The 18,723-nt window shown below is 43.0% G+C and carries 9 protein-coding genes; 4 read left to right on the top strand and 5 right to left on the bottom strand.

The window, feature by feature from the left end; all coding sequences use genetic code 11:
• The first annotated feature begins 15 nt into the window (after positions 1-15).
• Complete coding sequence (locus ACO06Y_RS09530) at positions 16-2,682, top strand: c-type cytochrome (protein WP_422083604.1); 2,667 nt, start codon at positions 16-18, stop codon at positions 2,680-2,682.
• 81 nt (positions 2,683-2,763) lie between these two features.
• A complete protein-coding gene (locus ACO06Y_RS09525; protein ID WP_422083603.1) occupies positions 2,764-3,582 on the top strand; it encodes a 3-keto-disaccharide hydrolase in 819 nt (272 codons plus the stop codon).
• A 4-nt stretch (positions 3,583-3,586) separates the two neighbouring features.
• Here ACO06Y_RS09525 and ACO06Y_RS09520 read toward each other — a convergent pair whose 3' ends face one another.
• Positions 3,587-4,966, bottom strand: a complete 1,380-nt coding sequence (locus tag ACO06Y_RS09520; RefSeq protein ID WP_422083602.1) for a sulfatase-like hydrolase/transferase — start codon at positions 4,964-4,966, stop codon at positions 3,587-3,589.
• A gap of 313 nt (positions 4,967-5,279) precedes the next feature.
• Between ACO06Y_RS09520 and ACO06Y_RS09515 the strand changes: the two genes are divergently transcribed.
• A complete protein-coding gene (locus tag ACO06Y_RS09515; protein WP_422083601.1) occupies positions 5,280-6,371 on the top strand; it encodes a hypothetical protein in 1,092 nt (363 codons plus the stop codon).
• Positions 6,372-6,442: 71 nt separating this feature from the next.
• Positions 6,443-7,894 (top strand): sulfatase, encoded by a 1,452-nt coding sequence (locus ACO06Y_RS09510; RefSeq protein WP_422083600.1) that lies wholly within the window; start codon positions 6,443-6,445, stop codon positions 7,892-7,894.
• Positions 7,895-7,974: 80 nt separating this feature from the next.
• On the opposite strand, the gene ACO06Y_RS09505 is transcribed toward ACO06Y_RS09510, so the two are convergent.
• From ACO06Y_RS09505 to ACO06Y_RS09490, 4 genes are all read right to left on the bottom strand, one after another.
• On the bottom strand, positions 7,975-10,743 hold the full coding sequence (locus tag ACO06Y_RS09505; protein WP_422083599.1) for a family 78 glycoside hydrolase catalytic domain: 2,769 nt from the start codon (positions 10,741-10,743) through the stop codon (positions 7,975-7,977).
• 93 nt (positions 10,744-10,836) lie between these two features.
• Complete coding sequence (locus tag ACO06Y_RS09500; RefSeq protein ID WP_422083598.1) at positions 10,837-12,345, bottom strand: RagB/SusD family nutrient uptake outer membrane protein; 1,509 nt, start codon at positions 12,343-12,345, stop codon at positions 10,837-10,839.
• Between the two features lie 32 nt (positions 12,346-12,377).
• Positions 12,378-15,494: a SusC/RagA family TonB-linked outer membrane protein gene (locus ACO06Y_RS09495; protein ID WP_422083597.1), complete on the bottom strand. Its 3,117-nt coding sequence runs from the start codon at positions 15,492-15,494 to the stop codon at positions 12,378-12,380.
• A 241-nt stretch (positions 15,495-15,735) separates the two neighbouring features.
• Positions 15,736-18,588 carry a family 78 glycoside hydrolase catalytic domain gene (locus ACO06Y_RS09490; RefSeq protein WP_422083596.1) on the bottom strand — a complete coding sequence of 951 codons (2,853 nt, stop codon included), beginning with the start codon at positions 18,586-18,588 and terminating at the stop codon, positions 15,736-15,738.
• Positions 18,589-18,723 lie beyond the last annotated feature (135 nt).

Below are 18,723 nucleotides of genomic sequence, written 5' to 3'. Positions count from 1 at the left end.
ATTAAATCAAAGCTTATGAGGAAAACGTTCTTTGTAATGGTCAGCCTTATATTGACCATTGCTTGTAAAGAAGAAAAAGGACTTACGGATGTACAAATGACCAATCCAAAACTGGCAAAGCTAAAGTTGCAACCCGGGTTTAAGGCAGAACATCTCTACAGCCCGTCCGAAAATGACCAAGGTTCTTGGGTGGCCATGACTTTTGACCATAAAGGGAGGTTGATAACCTCTGATCAGTATGGGGCTTTGTATCGAATGAAATTGCCCCCCACTGGTTCCAATCCACTTAGGCCAAAGATTGAAAAACTTAGAATTCAAACTTCGGAAAAAGTTGCGGATTCCACAATTCAAATGGGCTATGCGCAAGGCTTGTTGTATGCCTTCAACAGTCTATACGTAATGGTTAACCACCGAGGTAATGAAGAGTTTGAAAAGACGAGTGGACTTTATCGCCTCCAAGATACGGACGGGGATGACCAGTATGACAAGATCACACTTTTAAAGGCTTTGGAAGGAGCTGGTGAGCATGGTCCGCATAGTATTGTAATGAGTCCTGATGGCGGGTCATTACATGTCATAGCTGGCAACTATACGGATATGCCCGAAATGGACTGGTATCGTTTGCCCAACGTCTGGAAAGATGATAATCTTCTACCGCAAATCAAAGACCCTAGAGGTCATGCCAACAGTCGAGGTGCCCCAGGTGGTTGGATCGCCAAGATCGATCCTGAGGGAAAGCACTGGGAACTGGTCAGTGCAGGGTTCAGAAATCCATTTGATATTGCGTTTAACGAAAATGGGGATTTGTTCACATACGATTCCGATATGGAATGGGATTTGGGTATGCCATGGTATAGACCAACCCGTATTTGTCATGTAACCAGTGGCAGTGAATTCGGGTGGCGAACGGGTAACGGAAAATGGTCGCCTGCTTATCCAGATAATTTGCCGCCGGTATTGAATATCGGGCAGGGATCGCCGACTAACGTTTCCCACGGAAAGGATGCAAAATTTCCAAAAAAATATCGTCGAAGCTTATTTGCCTTTGATTGGAGTTTCGGTATCATTTATGCCATTGAGCTTACCAATCAAGGAGCAACTTACACCGGTAAAAGGGAAGAATTTCTTTCGGGATTACCGCTTCCATTGACGGATGGTGTTATAGGCCCCGATGGGGCCTTGTACTTCATGACCGGTGGTCGAAGGTTGGATTCCGATCTTTACCGCGTATATTATGACGAAACAGTTGACGGAGCTAAGAAGGCCTTAGCCCATAAAAATACATCTACCGAAACGGAAGAAAACAAAATACGTAAACAGCTCGAGGCCTATCATGTGGGGCCAAGAGAAGGTGCTGTGGATTTTGCTTGGCCCTATTTGAACCATGGAGATCGTTTTATTCGCTATGCTGCACGTATTGCTATCGAACATCAGCCTGTATCCCAATGGCAAGAACGGGTGTTTCAAGAAAAAGATCCGGTTGCGCTTATTCAAGGAACCGTTGCGTTGTCCAGACATGCCGGCAAATCGCAACGTAATCAAATTCTCGATAAAATATTACAAATTGATTATACCGAACTTTCTGCCCAAACCAAGGTAGAATTTGTCCGAGCGATCGAATTGACCTTGTCACGTTTGGGCAAGCCCGGCACTACTTTGGAAAACAGAATAATTGCTTACTTGTCGCCACAATATCCAGCGGATACCGATGTGCTCAATCAGTTGTTAGGGAAGACGCTTGCCTATCTTGACGACCCTAAGGTTGCTTCAAAAACACTGGTATTATTGGAATCACAACGAGGCGAGAACGCTGATGTAATGGCAAACGCCGTCACAAATTCTTCGGATTTGATTTTAAGGAATCCTCAATACGGAATGGCCATTGCCGAAACCTTAAAAAATATGCCTCCTGCACAACATACTTATTATGGTTCTGTTTTAAGCGATGTTACCCAAGGATGGACGCCAGAACTTCGAGAACGTTATTTCAACTGGTTTTACAAAGCATTCTCATACAAGGCAGGGAGAAGTTACATCGGTTTCGTCGACAAGGCAAGAAAAACGGCCTTGTCCCATGTGCCCAAAGCAAAAATGGAATTCTACAATCAAATGTCGGGAGATTCTTTATTGACCCGTTCGGGCAATGATCTGGCAAATACCATAGTACAGCCCAAGGGCCCCAGGAAAAACTGGGTAGAAGAAGATATAGAACCATTATTGGCCGATGGTTTGCAAAACAGAAACTTTGAACAAGGAAAAAACATGTTCGCGGCTACCAGCTGTATTACCTGTCATGCTATGGGTGCTGAAGGTCAAAATATCGGTCCCGATTTGACACAATTAGGGACACGCTTTTCGCCCGAAGACATGTTGAAGGCTATTATAAATCCCAATGAGGTAATTTCGGATCAATATAATTCCACGGTATTTTCCCTTAAAAATGGACAATCCATTGTAGGTCGATTGTCGGACGAAAATCAAGAAAATTATATTATTTCGCAAAACCCATATGCGCCAGAAGTAACCCGTAAGATTCCGAAAAATGAGGTGGTCGATAAAAAACTTTCAACAGTTTCCTTAATGCCTCCCGGCACCATAAACAGACTAAACGCCGAGGAACTTAAGGATTTATTGGCATATCTAGTTTCTGGAGGCAATGCTGAAAACACAATGTTTAATTGAGCTTAAAATACGCTCTCATTTTTATTCGAACATGGTTAGGCGTTGTAGTTTTAGTAAAGTCGCAATTTTAAAGGAAAGTTTATGAACAAGAGAGCTTTTAGAGCGAAAAGTGGACTTTGGAAAGGTTTGGCCTGCATCGCGTTGTGCTGCTGTTTCCTGTCATGCAAAGAAAAGAAGACACAGCCTTCTGATGAAAAATCGACAGAAATTTTGAATGAAAATGATGGCTTCGTGAGGATATTCGATGGCAAGACCTTGGATGGTTGGGAAGGAGACCCCACCTATTGGCGGGTTGAAAATGGAAACCTTACAGGTAAAGTTACGCCCCAGACTCTTTTAAAGAACAATACGTTCATCATTTGGGAGGGAGGGGAACCGGATGATTTTGAGTTAAAATTGGAATATCGAATTACCGAAAACGGCAACAGCGGAATAAACTACAGAAGTAAACTTATGGATACTATACCCTTCGCTTTACGGGGTTATCAAGCTGATATAGATGGGAAAAACAGATATACCGGGCAGAATTACGAAGAAAAGAAAAGAACAACACTGGCCTATCGAGGCGAACAGGTCAGTATCAATAGTCAAGATAATGCCCATGAACCCGGATCTCTAAGCGCGAATGTTGAAAAAAACTGCTGGCAAAAAAGGGAAGTACTTAAATCACTAGGCCATAAGGATTCATTGGCGACCCATATAAAAAAGAACGACTGGAACAGGGTTCATCTGGTCGTTAACGGAAATAGGCTGAAACATTACGTCAATGATATCTTAATGAGCGATGTTACTGACAATGATACCATCAATCGTAGTATGTCGGGTAAACTAGGGGTGCAAGTACATGTTGGGCCCCCAATGACGGTCGAGTATCGCAATATTAGATTAAAGACCTATTGAGCCATTACTCATTGAGCAACCCATACGGGTTTTTGTCATAGTTATAGGACCAGCCATTTTCCGGTTCGATCCGTTTGAAATCCTCATAATTCAAAAAGGCGTCATTGTATTGGCGCATCCATTCATAGGTCAAGGTGGCAAGGCTGTCCTTTATCCTTTTATATTCCGGTTTTGTATAAAGATTATTCAATTGCCCTGGGTCATTTTTTCTATCGAACAATACCTCCACCAACGGATTAAATTCTTGCTCATTGTCCATGGCAAAGGTGAAATCCTTTGTAACCACACCTCTCCAATTTCTATTACCCGGGGCATTTCGCTGGTAGTTCCATATTGGGATATGGTCTTTTGGGTTTTTCTCATTATTCAAGATAGCCAATGACCTGTCGGCCCCATCAAAATCGCTCTCCGTTTTTATATTTAACAGCCCAAGAATAGTGGGCATATAATCCAAGGCACCTATTAAAAAATCGGTTTCCGAATCCGGTTTTATTTTAGGAGGAAATTTCATCAATAAAGGTACACGCAACGAATAGTCATGCGGGTACTGTTTGGGCAACTCGGCATCGAAGGACTCCAACATATCACCATGATCGGAGGTAAATACGGTCAAGGTGTTTGCTTCCGCGCCAATTTCTTTCAGTTTCTCCATTAGCATTCCAAAAGCTATATCCACTCCTGAAATCATGGCCATATGTCCATGGTACATTCGTCTTCTGTCAACCGTAGGTTCCAATCCAGGTCTCAAAAGAATAGAATCGTGATCATACATCGTCATAAGCTCCTCGATAGTATCATATCGATAATGTAGTTGGCCGTCTTCGCCGAGCTGTTTTCCCCAGTCATGCGGTGGATGCCAAGAAACGATTAAGGCAAATGGCCTATCTGGGTTCATGCGATCCAAATAGTTCAATGCCTGTTGGGTCTGGCCATATACCTCCCATTCCTTAAAATATTCTTTCTCGTCATTGTCGTTCCAAAAAAACGCCTTTCCCGGTCTAAAGTCAACATGGCAATTGTTGGTCAAAAGGGTATCAAAGCCGTAGCGCATTTCATCTTTGGGTATGGGTCTGTCCCTATCACCACCTAGTAAATGCCATTTCCCGATATAGGCAGTCTGATAACCATTCTCCTTTAAAATTTGTCCCAATAATTTGGATTTGTTGGGTAATAGGGGTGTGTCATTCACAAAAGCCCCATTTTTTAAAGGATGCATCCCGCTCATGATTATCCCACGAAAAGGCGTACAAACCGGCTGATTCGAAATTGCATTGTTGAATCGAATGCCTTCTTTTGCAAACTGATCCAGATTTGGTGTGATTACCTGATCATTTCCGTACGCGCCGAGCATATCGTAAGAATGTTGGTCCGAAAGAACTAGCAATAAATTTGGTTTTACAGGTAAAGGCTCTTTTTTTTCTACACATGCCATGCACGCAAGAGCAACGACCAGCGGCAGTATAATCCTTTGGATCAAAACCTGGAAAGAGAGGGATTTTTGTTCCATACCCATTAACTAAACTGAGGACAGCCCTTATTCATATGTTAAGATTACTTCATTTCAAAGACCTGTCTATCCTGTCGTGTCCTGCTTTTTAAGCTAAAATTCAATTATCGGGCTCCCTGCAAAACAGTATAGTACAGGATACTGTTTATCACCATTTTTTATTACTTACGATAAACCAAAACCAAGAAAGATGGCAATGCCGGAAGTGTTGACCAAATCCTCTATACTTATCATATCCGTTTTTTGCCTATCTCTTTATCCCCAGTCCCACCGAAAAACCAGTGTTGCAATACAGGGAAATCAATTTTATATTAATGGGGAATTGACCTACAAAGGACGATTTTGGGAAGACAACAAAATTGAGGGCCTGCTTATGAACTCGAGAATGGTCCAAGGTATATTTGATGATTTGAATCCTGATACGGTTGAAAATTTCAACTATCCGGATACGCAAAAATGGGATGCGGACCGGAATACCAATGAGTTTGTAGCAGCTATGGAAGATTGGCACAGATATGGTCTTTTGGCATTTTCATTGAATCTTCAGGGTGGAAGTCCATTGGGATATGGGAACAAGAATTGGATCAATTCAACCTTTGACGAAAAAGGGAATCTTCGCCCAGCCTATATGAAACGATTGGTGCGTATTTTGGATAAAGCGGACGACTTGGGCATGGTAGTCATCTTAGGGTATTTTTATTTTGGCCAAGATCAATATTTAGAGGATGAATCCGCTACTCTTAACGCGACCGACAATATGACCCATTGGATTCTTAAAAAAGGCTATCGAAATGTTTTGATCGAAATAAACAATGAATGCAACGGGCCATATGATCATGATATCCTTACCCCGGCACGAGTGCATGAGTTGATCCAAAGGGTAAAGAAAATCAGTCAGGGAAGACTGTTAGTAACCACAAGTTATGGTGGCGGGGTTATTCCACAGGAAAATGTGTTGAGGGTTTCGGACTATATTTTAATTCATGGCAACGGTGTTCATAAACCCTCTGGCATTACTGAAATGGTCAGAAGAACAAAGAATGTAAAAGGATTTGCAAACCAACCGATTCTATTCAATGAAGATGACCATTTTGATTTTGACGCTGAAAATTACAATTTCAAGGCCGCTATAGAATCCTATGCTTCATGGGGTTATTTTGACTACCGCATGAACGGGGAGAAATTCGAGGACGGTTTTCAAAGTGTACCTGTGGATTGGAGCATCAATTCATCAAGAAAGAAGGCCTTTTTCAAGAAGCTAAAGGAGATTACGGGTTTTTAAAAATGATTTGATGTAATGCCCTGATCATTTAAAAAAATCAAAACATGAAGGTCAATGCTATCTTATTCAAAATGCGAAAAAAAATAGAATTCATTTTGGTATTTGTGCTTCTATGCACTATCGGATCATGTAAACCCATTAGAAAATCGGAAAAAAACATTGATTCCAAAAGACCCAACGTATTATTCATCGCTATAGATGATTTAAACGATTGGATCGGTGTTTTGGGAGGACACCCTCAAGCCAAAACACCCCATATCGATGAGCTGGCGGGTCGTGGCGTGCTCTTTAGCAATGCCCATTGTCAGGCACCTGTATGCAATCCATCAAGGGCCAGTATCATGACCTCGCTATACCCAAGTACCTCGGGCATTTATTTTCTGAATCCAGATATCGTAGATTCCCCAATAACAAGTGAAAATGTGGTGATGCCCAAAAGGTTTCAACAGGAAGGGTATACCGTTTTTGCCGCGGGAAAACTGTTCCATAACGCAAAAGGAATCAATGAGGCCCATATTCCAAATTATGCCGGACAATTTGGAGGGTTTGGCCCCATGCCAGAGGAAAAAATAAGCACATATCCCGGTCATCCGTTGTGGGACTGGGGCGTTTACCCGGAACGTGATGGCCAAATGCCCGATTACCAACTTGCAAGCTGGGCCGAGGCACGATTGGCCGAAAACCAAGATCAGCCTTTTTGGATGGGCGTTGGGTTCTACCGTCCCCATGTACCCCAATTTGCCCCTCAAAAGTGGTTTGATTTGTATCCCTTGGAGTCGCTTCAACTGCCAAAGACCATAACGGATGATTTGCATGACATCCCGTCTTACGGGGTTGACATAACTAGATTAAAACATGTGTCGCCTACCCATGATTGGGTAATGGAAAACGACGAATGGAAACCTTTGGTACAATCCTATCTGGCGTGTGTCAGTTTTGTGGATGAACAAGTGGGCAGGGTAATCCATGCATTGGACAATGGGGATTATGGCAACAACACCTACGTTGTTTTGTTCAGTGATCATGGCTTCCATATCGGTGAAAAGGAACGCCATGCCAAACGGAGTTTATGGGAAGATGGCACAAGGGTTCCTTTGCTAATAATAGGGCCAGGTATTCCGGAAGGAAAAGTGTGCAACAAACCTGTCCAATTAATGGATATCTATCCCACTTTGCTGGAATTATGTAACCTTGAACCCGATTCAAAACATGAAGGAAATTCGCTGGTACCCCTGTTAAAAAATAAGGAACTTGAATGGCCACATTACGCCAGAACCAGTTTTGGCCCTGGAAATTATGCCATCGTTTCCGAGCGTTATCGCTTCATTCAATATAATGACGGATCTGAGGAGTTCTATGACCATATAAAAGACCCCAAGGAATGGTATAACGAAATTGAGAATCCGTACTATTCCGAGATCATTGCAAAACATCGTGCCCAAATACCTCAAAAGCAATATGAAATCTTAGGTAAAGGTTCTACTGGTCATCTATCCTATACAGCCTCCGAGAAGAATCGATAATCAGGAAAGACTAGGACAATAGATGGAAATACAGAGAGGAACATCGTGATTTCCCTTTTCAATAATTCGGTGGGTATGGTTTATTTTTGAATTTTGACGTTAAAGGAATAATTTCCAGATCCTATTTCCAAAATGGTTTCCCCTTCACCGGGTTCCAAAACTTGGATTTCCGGTATTTTGTCCAATCGCTTGTTACTCTCTTTAATATCCGAAATGTTCGCTGTAGGAATACACACTTTTGCTCTTGTGTTTGTAGGAATCCCAATGTTCATTACCACTTTATTTCCCTTCCAGTTCCAAGCCGAGGAAATCTTTCCATTGATACTCTCATAACTAGCCCTTATGAAATCCATCTCTTTGCTTATAGCCGGTTTTATGACGATGTTTCGATACCCCGAATCCTCGGTTCCTATACCGGCAGCATGCAAGAACATCCATTCCGCTACGGAGCCAAAGGCATAATGGCTAAAGGAATTCATTTTAGCATTTAAATCGGAGTTCTTGGCATCGTCCTTAGTGTAACTGTTCCAGCGCTCCCAAATAGAAGTGCTCCCATTTTCTACGGAATAACCCCAGCTAGGGTACTCCGTCTGTTTGAACAATTTATACACCAAATCATGGTAGCCATATTTGGACAGGGCCAACATTACATGTTTTGTACCCAAAAATCCGGTAGAAAATTTAAAGCCGTTATTCTCTATTTTTTCGGCTAACCGAGCGGCCCCTTTTTTCGCTAAACCTTCGGGGTACAAGTCAAAATACAAGGCCAGGGCATAGGTCGTTTGGGTATCCTCGGAAGTATGCCCATTTTCAAGAATGTATTTTTTGGCAAATGCTTTTTTTATGTTCTTAAAGAGCTCTCCATACTTCTCGGCATCTTCTTTTTTATTCAAGGCTTCGGCCATCTCGGCCATTAACTTGGCATCGTAACCGTAAAATGAAGCTCCTATAAAATCATGACTGGTCTCCTCGTTGACCGCTAACCAATCGCCCCAATTATCACCACCTCCTGGACGGATAAAATCGGTACTGGCATCTTCCTGAAAGCGCATGAATTTTTCCATTCCCGCGTACATATATTCCAGAATACGGGTATCGTTATATACCTTATACATGTTATAGGGAACTATAATGCCGGCATCCATCCAAGCAGGGGCATATTGGTTGGGCCTGGAATATGGAAATGGCGCAAAATTGGGATAGGCACCGTACCATCTTTGGGCATCATCGAGGTCAATAAGGAATTTGGTCATAAAAGCGGAAACATCCGCATTATAGGTGGCCGATCGCATGTAGGTTTGCGCATCGCCTGTCCAACCTAGGCGTTCGTCCCTTTGGGGGCAATCGGTAGGTACTTCAAAAAAGTTTGCACTTTGGGTGGTCTTTATATTTTCAAAAAGTATATTGTTCATGGTATTCGACGAATTGAACGTGCTCGCATCGGTCTCAATAGAACTCAATACAATCCCGGTGATGGCATCGGCCGTCGGTTGTCCGGGAAATCCCGTTACCTCCACATATTGAAATCCGTGATAGGTAAATTTTGGCTGCCATATTTCCACACCTTCGCCTTTTAAAATATAAGTATCGGTAGCCCGGGCCAAACGCAGATTTTCGGTCTGTATGTTACCATCGATCTTGAGTATTTCCCCAAAACGAAGCTGTACCTTGGTCCCCCTTGGCCCCTTTACTTTCAGTTCGGCAATACCCGCAAAATTCTTCCCAAGGTTAAAAACGTAGGTTCCCGGGCTGGGCTCGGTTATCTCAACAGGAATAAGACGTTCCCTGCTTTTCACCAAAGTTCCGGGATGCGCTTCAAGCTTTCCATCGGGATACGTATAAACTTTAGGCGCTTTCCAAGTACTGTCATCGTAACCCGCTGCATCCCAACCTCTGTTCTCCAATCGGGCATCGTAGGTCTCCCCCATTAGAATATCCGCTTCGCGAATGGCACCCTGGTTTGATTTCCAGGAAGTATCGGAAGCGATGGTCTCCACAGTCCCATCCTCATATTCGATTTGTATCTGACCCATAAATGAAGGATTCACTCCATAGAATTCCCTTACTTTGTCCAATCTTGTTAAAAGCGCATAGCCTATATAGCCGGCATACCAACCATCGGCGACAACCGCACCTATTACATTTTCTCCCTGTTTTATTTGATCCGTAATATCGAAGGTCTGATAGTAGAGTCTTTTGTCATAATCCGTCCACCCAGGCAAAAAAAAGGCATCGCTTACTTTCTTCCCATTAAGGCGCAGTTCATATATCCCTAGGGCAGTGGCGAATGCGGTAGCCCTTTTGACTTTTTTCTTAGGAGTGAAGGATTTACGAAGGTACCTGGCCGGTGGTAGATATAGGCTGTCATATTTATCCGTTTTATCATATCCCACATCATGACCAATGAACAAACCCTTCCAATCGGAAAAATTGAGAAGGCCCATGGAGAAACTGGCAGGTGCGCTCCATTCCGATTCTTGGCCTTTTTCATCCCAGACCTTTACTTTCCAAAAATAATTTGCTTTTGAGGCAAGGTCATTCCCCTTATATTCGATTTGGTTGGTAGCATTCGACGCAACCTTTCCGCTGTTCCAAATATCTCCCTGGTGTTGTCCCAATTTTTCCTCTGACGAAGAAATAAGTATTTGATAGGCAGTCTGCAAACGGTTTCTTCCTTCCCCTTTTAACATCCAGCTAAACCTAGGCTGTAGTACGGTTATTCCCAAGGGATTTTCAAGGTACTCAACCTTGGGTCGCTCTATGGTAAGTGATGGGGAAATCGATTGTTGGGCCTGTGTAATAACGATACAACAAAGTGTTACTACCAGCACAAAGAAAGGTGTCTTCATAATTTTTCTTTTAGAATTCCAAACCCAAAAGAGGCTACACCTGTTAAAGGTAGCCTCTTATGCAGTAAGATTACAAAAAATCTATTTCAAAAATTACCACCCAGGATTTTGTTCAAGGTTAGGATTGGCGTTAATTTCAGTAAAAGGTAAAGGCCATAAGTCAAAATTTGGATTATAGGGTGTATTGGCCGGTTGCCAGGTAATATTTTCTGGATGTATGGCCAAAACCTCCTCTACCTTGCCCAAACGTCTGATGTCGTATAATTCCTGGAATTCGAGTGAAAGCTCCCTGTATCGTTCCTCATAAACATATTCCGCAAATTCCTCTTGTGACATCCCTGCGGGTGCCTCGGTAGCATTGGCCCTTAATCTAACACGATTCAAGTAGCCATATGCCGTACCCGTAGGCCCGTTTAGGCTGTTCTCGATTTCAGCTGCCATCAACAAGGCATCGGCGTATCGATAGATGATCATATCCGGGTCGCCATCACAACAGGCTTGGTCAAAATCGACATACTTATTTTGGAAGAGCCCGTGGCGCGGATTCCAAGATGACCCATCACCCTCTTCTGCAGTACCAAAATAATCTTTAAAGACCCCATTTATATTTGTGTAGGAAGACAACATGGTAACATCCCTACGTTCATCGGTATCCTCAAACTCAAAATAAAAGTCTTCCGTGAATCCAAAATGAAATTGCCCGAGTCCACCACCGAATCTTTGTTGGGCACCCCATACATGCGAAAAAGCCGTCCCTTGGTCTGGTACCGCTTGGGTCTGTTGTACAGCAAATATGCGGCCAGCATTATTGTCAACACGTATGGCATCTTCATAACTATCGATTAACTGATAGCCCTGGTCACTACCTTCCAAACTGATGACTTCCTGAATTTTAGCCTGGGCTATGGACATTTTGGGAGCGTCTTGCAAGGGTAGTCCTGCCATGGTCAAATATACTTTTGCTAGCAAAAATGTAGCTGTTGCTTTAATGGGTCGTCCTATTTCAGATTCCGGACGCTTATCTGCCGGTAAATTGGCCTCAGCGGCCTCCAGATCAGCAATAATCTGGGCATATACTTCCGCTATGGGAGTTCTTGGCAATTGTGCATCTTCAATCGTAACGGCCGGAGCCAAAGGAAGCGGCACGGCCCCAAACAATTGTACCAAATTGAAATACGACCAAGCCCGTAGGAACTGAATCTCTGCAATATATTCAATACGTTTGTCGTCATCCTCCTCAAAAGTACGCCCCTCTAATTCGGAGAGTACCGTATTGGCCCTGAATATCCCCTGGTAAAATGAATTCCAAACCCGTGGCAAGGACAGACCATCGTTGCTGGATGTGGTGTAGTTGGCCCAAATTCTTCGCCATGGCACACGACCCTGAAGTTTTGGCGATGGACACGATACCATGGAAGATATGCCAAAGTCATATAGGCCAACGGTTCTATTAAAGGAATTGTAAATTGATGTCAGAGCCACATTGGCTTCCGTAACATCGCTGTAAAAATTGGATGGACTAATTTCGGAAAATACTTCCTCTTCCAAATCAGAGCAGGCCAGTATTCCAAAAATCAATAGTATGCACTTTAATTTTTTCATTTGTTTTTTCTTTGATGTTTAACAATTCTTTTTTACAAACCGATGTTTATACCCAGAGTGTACGTCTGTGCCCTGGGGTATGAAGCAAAATCAATGCCTTGGGCCAGGTTATTGCCCCCACGAATGTTTACTTCAGGGTCGAAACCGGTATAATCGGTTATCGTAATTAAGTTGGTAGCCGTGACATATACCCTGGCGGAATTGATGCCCAAAATATTTTTAGTTGGGATATTATACCCCAGGCTAACATTTTTCAATCGGATATAAGATCCATCTTCTACAATTGAAGAGTTGGGTTGTAAGAATTGATTTAGCTCAGTTCCCCTACTGCCATCTATATATCTAGGATTATTGGTAGGATTATCCGGAGTCCATCGGTTATCGTACCAATCCTGAAAGGCATTATTATTAGATCTACCAGAAGATAGAAATAAATTATTGATATTCATTAAATCATTACCGACCGCGCCTTGAATGAATACGCTAAGGGTAAAGTTCTTATATTGAAAATCATTGTTCCACCCAAAGATGTAATCGGGGTTTGGATTACCGATTATGGTCCTATCCTCTCCATTGATAGTACCGTCTCCATTTACATCCTCATATTTATAGATACCAGGAAAAGAGACCCCTAAAACGGGCACCAAGGGGTTACCATCGCTATCAAAATCACTTTCCTGTAATATACCGGTCACTTTGTACCCGAACAATGCTGAAAATTGTTCTCCGACCCGCATCACATTGGAGGGTTGGTTTACAATATTTGTGGCGGGACCGGGACCAAAAATATCAGCATCCCCCTCACCTAGACTCAACACGGTGGTTTGGTTATTGCTCCAGTTAAAGTTTGTGTTCCACTTAAAGTTTTTGGAGTTTGCAATATAACCGCCTACTACAACTTCAAATCCCTTATTCTCAATACTTCCCGCGTTGGCCGTTACGAAGCCAAAACCAGCCGAGGTTGGGAGTGGAAAATTCAACAACAAATCATCCGTGGTTTTTTCATAATAATCCACGGAAGCAAAAAAGCGGTCCTTTAAAAAGCCAAAATCCACCCCAACATTAAGCTGACTTGTTTTTTCCCATTCCAAATCCGGATTTCCAAGTCTGACGGGCGCCAAACCGGAATACAGGACATCTCCATATACCGCATTCGCCGTACCCAAAAGGGTCAAGGATTGTAATGGTTGAATGGATTGTGACCCAGTAATACCCCAACTTGCCCTTAATTTTAGATTGGACAAGGCATTGGAATCCTTTAAAAAGGACTCATTGGATATAGTCCAACCTGCACCTATCGATGGGAAATACGCCCATTTTTTATTTTCCGCGAACACACTGGAGCCATCGGCACGACCGGTCAATGAGAGGTAGTACCTCTGGTCATAGTTATAGTTAAATCTTGCATAATAAGATGCTATTGTCCGCTTTATTTTGGAACTTGTTGGTATAAAGGGGTTTAATCCCAAACCAACATTATCGGTTTGTAATATGTCTACAGGGAACTCGGTGACCAAAGCTTCCAAGCGCTTTTGAACATCGGTTTGCCAAGAATACCCTGCTGTAGCCCCAATATTATGGGCGTTGAATGTTTTATTATAGGTTAAATAGGATTCAATCAAGTAATTTCGGGAATTAGAGGTATTGTATATTGCCCGACCGTTCCACAAGCTTCCAAGTCTCGTAGTTCTTGGAAAATAGACCTCACGTTCGCTATCCAAGGTTGTGGTACCCGTGGTCAAATTAAAGTCTAGTCCATCGGCAATATTGTATTTGGATAGGATACTTAAAATCATGTTTTCATTTTGGGTCTCATCTTTTCTATCCCTTAATTCCACCAAAGGATCCACAAAGAAATTAGTGGTTCCATCACCCTCATCCAAGGGATCTCCCGGACTAGCGGTGGGGGCATTTTTATAAGCCGAAAACACCGCACCTGCATTGATGATGGCCCCTGTGCCCTCATTACCACGTCTGTTTAAGGTACGTACATAGTTTAAGGAAGTACTGACACTTAAGCGATCCGTCAATTTGTTGTCTATATTCAGTCTTATATTGCCTCTGGTAAAATCCGTGAATTTTAGAATTCCGCCATTTTTCAGATAGTTGGCCGATAAATAATATCTTGACTTATTTCCACCGCCGGATACGGTCAATTGGTATCTCCGGGTAATTCCCGTTCTTGTCACACGATCCAGCCAATCGGTAGTCGATGCATTTTCTGGCAACGGTCTTTCGTCTCCGTCAAAAAGAGGGTCAATTCCCTGTCGTTCCGCTATTTCATTCCTCCAAGTGGCATATGTAGGCCCGTCCAATACGGGTGGAAAATCGGATATTTCACTAAAACCCGTTTCCGCCGTAAAATTAATTTGGGTGGCCTGTTGGTAATTCCCCTTTTTTGTGGTCACCATGATAACCCCATTGGCACCCCTAGATCCATATATGGCCGTTGCCGAGGCGTCTTTCAAAATCTCGACGGACTCAATTTCAGTAGGGTTCAAATAGCTCAAAAGGTTGGATGACGTAAGGTTACCCTGTCCTGAGTTTGCAGCCGATGCTTCAGAACCATCGGGCATTGGATAACCATCAATGACCACTAACGGCTGATTATCTCCCAAAACAGAGTTGTTACCTCTAATCCTAATGGTCACTTCTCCACCAGGTTCGGCAGAGGTATTGGTAATTTGCAGCCCGGCTGTTCTACCCTGTAGGGCCAAATCAAAAGTCGGTACAGGCGTAACGGCAATATCTTCGGCTTTAACCGAGCCGACCGAGCCGACCAAATCAGCTCTTCTTTGCGTACCGTAACCCACCACAACAACCTCGTCCAGGTTTTCGGCATCTTCAGTCAGTACAACATTTATAACGGATTGCCCGGAAACTGAAACTTCTTTTTGACTATAGCCCAAATATGAGAAAACAAGTGTTTGCGCACCGGAAATCAATTTTATTTCATAGTTGCCATCAAAATCGGCAACCACCCCATTATTGGTTCCTTTTTGAACTATATTTACACCAGGTAGGGGTACTCCATCTTCAGCGGTTACCGTACCGGTAACACTATCTTGCGCATAGGTTCCAAAAGATAACAATATGCAGAAGAAAAATAATGTCTTTTTCAGGACATTTCCATAATTACTGTGCTTCATAATTGAATTTGTTAGGTAGTTTATTAAGTCTGATTTTAACAAAAGGTTTTGCTTTTCTTGGCTCAATATTAAAAGGACTATATTGAAAAGGCATCCTGTACTGTACTGTTCAAATGGAAAATTGCCAGTTTTTTTGTTAAAAAAATGAGGATTGTGCATCAAGGGTCTTGATGGATGTTTTTAATCCAAAGCGAGGTCTCAAAGTGGTTCTTTACAATGGAGGTTCAATTTTTATATGTAATCAAATCCGGGATTCGAACCGATAGCTTCCCGACCCAATTTCATATATTTTATAGGCCCCTTCTTGCCTTACAAATTGTATCTCTTCGAACTTAATGGCCCCGCCACCTTCCAACACTGTGCCATCTACGATCGAGGGCACATAAACCTGGGCCCGTGTATTTACCGGAATCTCGACTTCGAGGGTAAAGGCTGATTCCACAACCGACCAAGAAGAAAGGATTTTACCATTGATGGAACCATATTCGGCATGAACATTCGATAACGGACGATTGCCCAATTCGGGTTTTATGATAATATGTTTAAACCCGGAGTCTTCAGTATCGATTCCCGCCATATCGCTGAACAGAAACTGCGAAAAGGCGCCAAAGGCATAGTGGTTGAAAGAGTTCATTTTGGCGTTCATTTCGCCATTAAAACCATTTTCGGGGGTATAGCTGTTCCAGCGTTCCCAAATTGTTGTTGCACCATGCTTAACTTGAAATCCCCAGCTGGGATAGTCTTTTTTCAATACTATTTGATAGGCCAGGTCCGAACGGCCTATAGCGGATAATGCCGGTAATAGTTGCCGTATTCCCAAAATACCCGACGAAGGCAGATTATCGTTTTCCTCCAGAAGTTTTATCAAATGGCCACCTGCTTTTTCCTTCAAATCCTTTGGTAAAATATCGAAATAAATTGCCGTGGCATAGGCGGATTGTGTATGCCCGGTAAATCCCTTTTCACCTTCAAAATAGCCTGCTCCATCGCCATAGGCGGTCTCATCGATTCTGAATTTCCCATTCCCGTCCAGGTAATGGTCGATAAATGCGGAAACGGAAGTTTCATAAGTACTTCTATAATAGTCGGCCTTCTCTTTTTTTCCGATAGCCGCGCTCATCTCGGCCATAATCTTAAGGGCATATTGATAATACATGGATGCCATGATATCATGTGCAAGATTTTTATCGGTCATGGACAGCCAATCGCCAAAACCACCCTTTGGATTTACCTCGGTCCAAGAGTTTTCGGGATAGAACTTATGTTCACTACTTTTTTCGATATGATAGTCCATAAACCGTGTCATGGACTCATAGTGATCCTTAACGATCTTCGTGTCATTATAGAATTTATAGGTGTTGTAAGGTACCATTATGCCGGCCTCCATCCAGCCCGGGGAGTACCACACCAATTCCGGATAAGGTCTCGGAGCAAATGTGGAATACGGCCCAAAATCGTATTGTGCATCGCGCACATCGGCAAGCCATTTGGCATTAAATGCTCCAAGAGTGGCATTGTAAAGGGCGGATTTGGAAAATATCTGGACATCACCGAGCCATCCCAAACGTTCATCACGTTGAGGGCTATCAGTAGGTACTTCCATAAAATTGGAACGCTGCGTCCAAATCACATTCTCGAACATACGGTTCAGGGTTTCATCCGAAGAAGTAAAGGAACTGACCATGGGAATAGAAGAACCGAAAGCAATTCCGGTAATCGTGTTTTTGTCCGGTTTGTTTTTAAGTCCCGTGACCTCAACATATTGAAAACCGTGATAGGTGAATTTAGGCTCCCATTCTTCCATTCCCCCACCCTTGAGAATGTAGGTATCGGTTGCCCTTGCGAATCGCAAGTTCTCTGTCATCAAAGAGCCATCGGGATGGAGTCTTTCCCCATAACGCAAGACGATGGTATCATTTTTATCCCCATGAACCTTCAGTCGGGCATGTCCCGCAAAATTCTGTCCCAAATTAAAAACGTAAATGCCTTCTTTGGGTTCATTAATTTCCACAGGTTCCAATTCGTCATAGGGTCGAATACTGTTTCCTGGATAAGCCTGCAGCATACCTTCAGTGCCTTGGTGCAAATATACATGGGCCCAATTCCGGTCATCGTAGTCAACGGTGTTCCAGCCCGTTAGTTCCAAGTTGGCATTGTAACCGGCCCCCATAAGTAAATCGGCATAGACCCATGGGCCTTTACTGGCCTTCCAACTTTCATCGGAGACTATGGCCTCTTTTTTGCCATCTTCATATTCTATTTCCAACTGGCAGAGTAGGGCCGGATGCAACCCGTACAATTCCCGGTTCCTGGGATTGGACAGTTCTTTTGGGCCTACGTAACCGGCATACCACCCATCGCCCAAAATACCACCAAGTGCATTTTTGCCTTGGTCGAGGTGGTCGCTCACATCATAGGTTTTATAGTAGATGCGTTTGTTATAGTCGGACCATCCGGGGGCCAGTAGGTCATTTCCGATTCTTTTTCCGTTTAAGGACATTTCAAAGACGCCCAGTGAGGTCACATATAAGCTCGCTTTTTTGATTTTTCCCTGTACTGAAAATGGTTTTCTCAAATAAGGTGCCCCTGGTAGGTGCAATGGATCTTTAGGACTGTTGTCCTCTGTTTTGAAACTGATCCATTTAGCCTTCCAATCTTGTTCGTTCAGTAGTCCCATCGTCCAGAAACCTGTCTCGCTCCAATTCGATTCCGCTCCGTTTTCGTCCCAAACCTTGATTTTAAAATAACAGCTTTGTCCTGATTTCAGTAGAGTACCGGCATACCGGATCTGTGAATTTTGATCGGAAATCAATTTCCCGGAATCCCACAACAGAGCGCTTTCTGTTTCCAAAGCCTTTTCGGAATTGGCAACTTGGATTTGATAGGCCGATTGTTTTTTGTTTCTTCCCTTCGATGACATGACCCAACTTATTCTTGGGGCAGGATTATCAATACCCAGTGGATTATCCAAATATTCCACGGTTACCGTATCGATTGCTATACCCTGCGTCGGGTCTGTATACGTACAAGAAATTAGTAGTAGCAGGAAAATACTTGGCAAGAGGATTTTTAAAGTGGTGGTCTTAATTTGCATAATCAAAAATGTTGAGTTTTGGATGTTAACAAAAGAAAGGCCCCGCTTAAAAAAAAGCATCCTGTACTTCCCTGTCGGTTCGATGTATTTCCAAGGTATCCAAAGTAACCAGCACAGTGCAGGATGAACACATCC

The sequence above is a fragment of the Ulvibacterium sp. genome (assembly GCF_965228935.1).
GTDB lineage: Bacteria > Bacteroidota > Bacteroidia > Flavobacteriales > Flavobacteriaceae > Ulvibacterium.
The sequence above is the reverse complement of the archived record's forward strand: the minus strand, read 5'-3'. Positions and strand labels throughout refer to the sequence as shown.